The sequence below is a fragment of the Paenibacillus sp. plas6 genome (assembly GCF_057221655.1).
The window spans coordinates 3885563-3892500 of record NZ_CM170151.1; the positions used below are offsets into that span (position 1 = coordinate 3885563).

At 35.3% G+C, this 6938-nt stretch carries 4 protein-coding genes and 1 pseudogene; 1 reads left to right on the forward strand and 4 read right to left on the reverse strand.

All coding sequences use genetic code 11. The features are described from left to right. Positions 1-52: 52 nt before the first annotated feature. Positions 53-1540: an MDR family MFS transporter gene (locus AC2TDL_RS17130; protein WP_484697272.1), complete on the reverse strand. Its 1488-nt coding sequence runs from the start codon at positions 1538-1540 to the stop codon at positions 53-55. Between the two features lie 287 nt (positions 1541-1827). Between AC2TDL_RS17130 and AC2TDL_RS17135 the strand changes: the two genes are divergently transcribed. Then, positions 1828-2637: a CPBP family glutamic-type intramembrane protease gene (locus AC2TDL_RS17135; protein ID WP_484697273.1), complete on the forward strand. Its 810-nt coding sequence runs from the start codon at positions 1828-1830 to the stop codon at positions 2635-2637. A gap of 218 nt (positions 2638-2855) precedes the next feature. Here AC2TDL_RS17135 and AC2TDL_RS17140 read toward each other — a convergent pair. The 3 genes and pseudogenes from AC2TDL_RS17140 to AC2TDL_RS17150 form a co-directional block, all read right to left on the reverse strand. Further along, positions 2856-4403: pseudogene (locus AC2TDL_RS17140) on the reverse strand (IS1182 family transposase); the annotation flags it as partial. Positions 4404-4566: 163 nt separating this feature from the next. Continuing rightward, positions 4567-5076 carry a C40 family peptidase gene (locus AC2TDL_RS17145; RefSeq protein WP_484697274.1) on the reverse strand — a complete coding sequence of 170 codons (510 nt, stop codon included), beginning with the start codon at positions 5074-5076 and terminating at the stop codon, positions 4567-4569. Positions 5077-5521: 445 nt separating this feature from the next. Further along, positions 5522-6364 carry a DegV family protein gene (locus AC2TDL_RS17150; protein ID WP_484697275.1) on the reverse strand — a complete coding sequence of 281 codons (843 nt, stop codon included), beginning with the start codon at positions 6362-6364 and terminating at the stop codon, positions 5522-5524. Positions 6365-6938: the final 574 nt, after the last annotated feature.

The window sequence follows — 6938 nt, forward strand, 5'->3', positions numbered from 1 at the left end:
CATCTCAATTTAGAGGTTTGACTCTAACAATTAAGATGCAGTTTATTTTTATCTATTGCTCTTCAATTTTCTTTAGTGCTTCTTTATTGACTTCAACTCGTTTTAGGAAGAAAGACAATACAAGTGGTACGAGTGTAACAAACATCGCCACTAAGAAGGATACTTGAATACCGTGTAACAACGCTTCTTTTTTAAGAAGCACTTGTGTCGCTTCCTCCTGTAATTTAGCAGGATCAGTTTGCTGAAGCTCCTGAACTAATTTAGTCCCTTCACTTGTTGCTTGTTTTGTCATAATCGTTACGAAAATAGCTGTACCAATTGATCCCATAATTTGTTGTGCTGTATTGTTAACGGCTGTACCGTGTGGATTTAAACGAGTTGGCAATTGGTTTAAGCCATTTGTCATAATTGGCATCATTACCATAGACATACCAAACATACGTAATGTGTATACTAAAACGATATAAGTATAACTAGAATCCATTTGCACTTCAGCTAGTAAATACGTTGAATAAGCAGTAACTGCTAGTCCAAGAAATGCTAATACGCGCGGTCCAAATTTATCGAATAATTTACCTGTAAATGGCGACATTATCCCCATTACAAGTGCCCCTGGTAACATCATTAAACCTGAATCAAGAGGCGTAATATCACGAACATTTTGCACATATTGCGGAGTTAAAATCATTCCTGAGAACATCGCCGCTGCATTGACCATTGAAATGATAGATCCTAATGTAAACATTGGATACTTATATACACGAAAATCTAAAAGCGGTTGTTTTAGATTGAATTGACGAACTACAAACCAAATTAGAGTAAGTGTTCCAATAATTAATGGTACGATAACATGAGCCATATTATCCCAGCCTTTTGAGCTGGCCATAGAGAAGCCATACAATAATCCACCGAATCCAATAATAGATAAAATTACTGAAAGAATATCTAGTGATGGATTGCTTGTTTCCATAATGTTTTCTAGTTTCCAAAACGCTAAAAGCACGGAAATAATAGCAAATGGTAAAATCATTTCAAATAGAATGCGCCAGTCAAAATATTCAACAATATAACCAGATAATGTTGGTCCAATTGCTGGTGCGGTAATCATAACAAGTCCGAAAATCCCCATTGCTGCTCCACGTTTTTCTCGCGGAAAACTAACAAGCATAATGTTCATTAACAATGGTCCCATTACAGACGCGCCTGCAGCTTGCACCATACGACCTGCAAGTAATGTTGCGAAGTTTGGTGCATAAGCAGCTAATCCTGTACCGATCGTAAAAAGAATCATACATGTTAAAAATAGTGAACGGTTTTTAAATTTCGTAATTAGAAATGCTGACACTGGAATTAATACTCCACTGACTAACATATATCCAGTTATTAACCATTGAGCAGTTGTAGCATCAATTTCAAAGTCATTCATAATCGTTGGCAGTGCGACATTTAATAAAGAGTTATTTAAAAATGATACGAACGCCCCGAAAAATAAAATGGCAATGACTAAATATGGTGGCTTTTTAAGAGTTTCTGTCTGCATTTTATTTAATTGTCTCCTTAAGATGATTTTTTCATAAAGAAGATTGTATACTATTAGTTTAAAAAAATCTATAAAAAAGTAATGAAAGTCCAAAAAATAATAACGAATATGCAAGGGATGTTCAATTTAGTACGCGGCAGCAAGTATGACTTTCTGCATTAAATATTATGACTTTTTGGCACTGTTGACTATGACTTTAAAAGAATAAGCTGAAAACATAAGAAAAACGATTGCTAAGAAATTGCTTTACTTATTAATAATCTTATTTAAGAAATTAGAGGTGTTTTATGCTAACGAATTTATCTGACTTAAAGAAATCTGCTTTTTTCATTGCACTAGCTATGTTGCTTGCTTCATTATTTGGTTTGTTAAAGATTTCTCCAGAAATCTATATGTTTGTACCTACGATAACTGCTTTTATTATGTTTTTTGTTGTTACTAGGGATGGATATAAAAGAAAAGAGTGGGGGGCTTTAGGGCTGTCCCGCACTGGTAAAAATCTATGGTTATTTTGTATTTTGGTCCCTTTAGTTTGTTTAAGCTGTACGTATTTAATTATTTGGTCGACACCTTATGCTTCAAGATTTGTTCCTGAGGAAGCAGGTGGATCTATTTGGTCAGTTATTATTAAAGTTCTCATTGTTTTTATTTTTCATACAGTTACTAGTTCACTTGGGGAGGAGCTAGGCTGGAGAGGATATCTTTTGCCAAAGCTAATATCTTTAGGATGGAAAAAAGCAGTTCTGCTTACAGGATTTATACATGCAGTTTTTCATATTCCATTGATGCTCGCAGGTCTATACCATTCAGAAGGTAATCCAATGATTATGTATCCATTAATGATTGTTCAAACAATAATTGGCGGTGTTATTTTTGGTTATGTAAGATTGAAATCAAATAGCGTATGGCCAGCAGCAATTTTACATAGTGCACACAATGTATCCTGGGCATTTTATCGTGAATTTACTCAAGTTCATTCAGATTTAGCGTATTACATTGGCGGAGAAAATGGTTTGATTATGATTGTTTTATACGGATTAATCGCCATTTGGATAATTAAGAAGTTAAATAGTAGTCAACGTCAACTAAGCAATTAAATCAGTAAATGTATTAACAATGAAGCGGCACTAAAAATCTATAATCGAGAGCTGCATATGCACAGGCTTTTGCGGTGAGGCGGTTTTCATAAGGCAAAAAAAGAGCCTGGGACAAAACTTGTCTCTTAAAACAAGCAAACGGTGAAATCTGTTCAAAGATTTCACCGTTTGCTCATTTTAGGCTCTGTTTTTCTAATGCTATGCTACGTTCGTAGCACATATTTCCTTAAGTTTACTGCCATTAAGGCAAGTCCAATCTCATGCTCAACTTTCCGTTTTCCTCGAACTGAAAAGCGAGTGAAACCTAAATTAGCCTTCAAGAATCCAAAAACTGGTTCTACGTCAATTTTTCGTTGACGGTAGATCTCCCCTGTTTTTTCTCCTGAAAGCTGCTCTCTTACATAGGTTTTTTGTTGTTCCCAACGTGCATTGATCATCAGTTGTCGGTGTCTTCCTTCTTGTGCTTTCGTACATGAGGATCGGAAAGGACATCCTGTACAATCCGCACAAGCATAGATCTTGAATTGTCGCTCAAACCCATCTTTATCTTTGCGTATGGTATAGCGTTGAAACGTTAGTTCCTGTCCATTTGGACAAAGATAACGATCCTTTTCGGCATCATAGTGCCAGTTACTTGTTTGAAATGGATCGGTTTTAGACTTTCTCTTTTGCTCACGCTCATACATCGTATACTTTATTAATGGAACACGCTTGCGCTTCGTGATCACATCCTCATAGTTTTGCTCACTTCCATATCCGGCATCCGCTACGATATAGGTAGGCAAGTCAAAATAATGGGTTTCAATTTCATCAAGAAAAGGAATAAGCGTCTTGGTGTCCGTTGGATTGGAATAGATACCATAAGCCAGTGTGTATTGTCCTTCGGTTGCAATTTGTACATTGTATCCAGGCTTCAATTGTCCATTCTTCATGTAGTCATCTTTCATTCGCATGAAGGTTGCATCAGGATCGGTTTTGGAATAACTGTTGCGCTTTCCGAATCGTTGTTGATGAAGCTTGTACATGTTTTTTCGTTCCATCCAATCACGGACTTGCTTGAGTAGTTGTTTTGGTGCTTTTCGCTTGCTTCGTAATTGTTTTCGTTCACTCGTATCTTCGGATGCTGCGATCTTTTCTGTATAGCTTTCAACCACTCGCTCAAGGTGTTCTGCGATCTCCAGTAAGTTTTCCGTAGAGAGTTCTTGCTCATGTTCAAGCTCTGGAATGATCTTTTGTTCCAATAACTCGTTGTACAGTTGATTCGACTTTTCAATGAGCCGAGCATGATGTTTGTCCACGGCTTTTTTCCATACAAAGGTGAACTTATTCGCATTGGCTTCAATTTTGGTTCCATCAATGAACATCGCTTCTTGGGTAATGATCTTTTCTTCCACTAACTTCGAGCGAAATTGAACGAAGCACTGGCGGAGTAAGTCTTTCATCACAGGATGAACACGGAAACGATTAATCGTACGGTAGCAAGGTTCATAGCCTTGAGCTAACCACATCATCCGAATACTGTCTTTCGTAAGAGCTTCAATTTTACGACCAGAAAAGGCAGATTGAGTGTAGCCGCATAGAATGATCTTGAGCATCATGCGCGGATGATAGGCTGGACAACCGTCACGACGAACAAACGAACGAAACGCTTCATCTGGAATACTTTCGACCAAATGATGAATGGCAAATGCGATATCATGTTTATCTAATTTAACTTCTAAATTTAGAGGCAAAACTAATTGATTCATGTTATAATCTTTAAACATAAGGAACACCTTTCTTTTGAAATTTTTGGGGTGAGATACTTAAATTTTAACAGAAAGTGTTCCTTTTGTATGTAAAAAATGAACTCCTGGCATTCTACTTTGTAGAGCACCAGGAGTTTTCTTTCATTTAGCTGGGTTTTGTCCCAGGCTCTTCTAAATTTTATTACTTTAATACTCGACGAGCAGTTACATAAGTTTTATCCCAAGAACTGCCTTTGAATGTAGAGATCGTTACGCCAATCCCTTTTTTATACGTATGAAGAATTTTATTATTTCCCATATAAATGCTTACATGATTGATGACCCCATCACGATTAGTATCTGAGAAAATCAAATCACCAGCTTTTAAATTTGATTTCGATACATATTTACCTGATTTTGCTTGCTGTCTGGAGCTTCTTGGAAGTGAGATACCATTCTTTTTGTAAACATATTGTACAAAGGAAGAGCAATCAAACGCAGATGTAATCCCTGATTTTGCTCCAAATACGTATGGAGTACCGATATATTTTTTTCCCGTAGCAATAATATTGCTTGCAGATGCATTTGTTGCTGCGTATGCTGTAGTACTATTAGTATTTGTTGAAGTTACTGATATTCCGCTAAATGCGACCGTTAAGCATACGCCAGCAACTGTAATTACTTTTATTAATGGGCTTTTATTTAATTTCATGATGAATATCCTCCTGATGACTAATGTTTGATGTGGGACATGTCCCTTTCGCTGTGAAAACAGTATAACATAGATAAATTATCCACCATTTACCTATGAGAAGAGAAAGCCTTATCATACTTGGAAAATAAGAAGGTTATTAGAAAAAGATGATAAAACATTAATCTAAGAAGGGTTGACAACGCTTTAAAAAGTTGCTTCGATTTGCTGGATATTTTTGATAGCATGATTTGGATATGACTTTTCAGGATTGGGCATTGTTCAGGAGAGGGAGTTAAGAAATAGTAGCGATGAGAAAATAAAAGACCTTTCCTTGTGAAATTCGTGCAGCTGCACAATTCTCCAAGAAAAGGCCTTTATATTTAATTTATTGGATATAACTTAAGTATATTTTTTCTTACTATATATAACTTGCTAGAACTTGAGCTATCAATACCGTATTTGATTATTTCAATGTTTTAAATAGAATACCTAACGTATTTGGACCGCAATGTGCTGATATTGTACACCCTGCAGTCGTTTCTAAAATCTGTTCAAAATACTGATAACTTTCAAGCTTTTGACGTACTTGTTGAACTGTTTCAGGGGAACAATATGAGTGAGTAATAAATATACGGCTCGGATCTATTTCTTCAATATTAGCTAATTGATCTTCTACATACTTTAAAATAACTTTATCAAAACTTCCTCTGTATTTTTTTCCTACAACCATCTGACCGTTTTTCACTTCGATTGATGGTTTTATTTTTAACAGGGTTGCTCCAAAAGCTTCTATACTTGAGCAACGGCCGCCCTTTTTTAAATACTCCATCGTATCAATAACAAATGAGGAGCGAACATTGCTTTTTATCCGCTCAATCTGCTCAACAATTTCAGGAGCAGTTAGTCCTTGCTGAGAAAGCATAGCTGCCTCATACACTAAGTGACCACTTCCTGTAGAAAGATTTAATGAGTCGATAACATAAACGTTATCGAATTCTTGGGCAGCCAACCTAGCATTTTGATAACAAGAAGAAAGATGATGGCTTAAGTTAATATGAATGACAGCTTCATATTTTTCAGCAAATGGTCTAAAAAATTGCTCGTACTCAAATATATTAATCGCTGATGTTGAGCAAGTTTTCCCTTGATTCCCTACATATTCGAAAATATCTTTTGGTTGAATAGCTATTCCATCTAAATAATCTTCATTATCTACTAGCACATGTAGTGGGGCTAAAGAAATTTGGAATTGCTCAAGTATTTCTTGGCTTAAATCACATGTACTATCCGCTGTAATTTTAATCATCACAAATGCCACCTTTTAATGAACTTCATTATTATTATAAATATTATTACATATCGTACTGTTATAGAAAATCTTTTTTTAGTAAAGAGTTATCTAGCTTACTAATATACATTTCACAACTTAACGAATAAAAAAATACTCAAGCCTTTAATTTACTCATCATACTGGCAAGTTAATTTGTGATTCCAATTCTTTTACTTTCTATATAGCAATTAGTTAGATAGAGCAAATGGTTGGTTTGGTATTAGATTATAAAATCTGTTTCTAAAATATAATTATTACTTTCTGTATAATTTTGGAATAAATAATTTTATAAAAAAAGGTTGCCATATGATATAATTCTATGGTACATTATAACTCCGCCCACGAAAACGGGCTGGCGATGAGGCAAGCAAATGAGTTTAGGTGTGATTAAAAAACTTCATATTAAAATAACTCATTCCATTTCATCGAAAAAAAAGCTTGCATTAAGATAAAATACATGATAAGATAAATTCCTCGCCGCTTTTAAGAGCTTGGCGATGAACAAAAAATTCGATTATGAATTTTATCTAGTCTTGTTCTTTGAAAACTG

Bases quoted from the DNA above. Each gene is read 5' to 3' on its own strand.
- AC2TDL_RS17130 (WP_484697272.1), bottom strand. From the start codon at position 1,540: ATGCAGACAGAAACTCTTAAAAAGCCACCATATTTAGTCATTGCCATT.
- AC2TDL_RS17135 (WP_484697273.1), top strand. From the start codon at position 1,828: ATGCTAACGAATTTATCTGACTTAAAGAAATCTGCTTTTTTCATTGCA.
- AC2TDL_RS17145 (WP_484697274.1), bottom strand. From the start codon at position 5,076: ATGAAATTAAATAAAAGCCCATTAATAAAAGTAATTACAGTTGCTGGC.
- AC2TDL_RS17150 (WP_484697275.1), bottom strand. From the start codon at position 6,364: ATGATTAAAATTACAGCGGATAGTACATGTGATTTAAGCCAAGAAATA.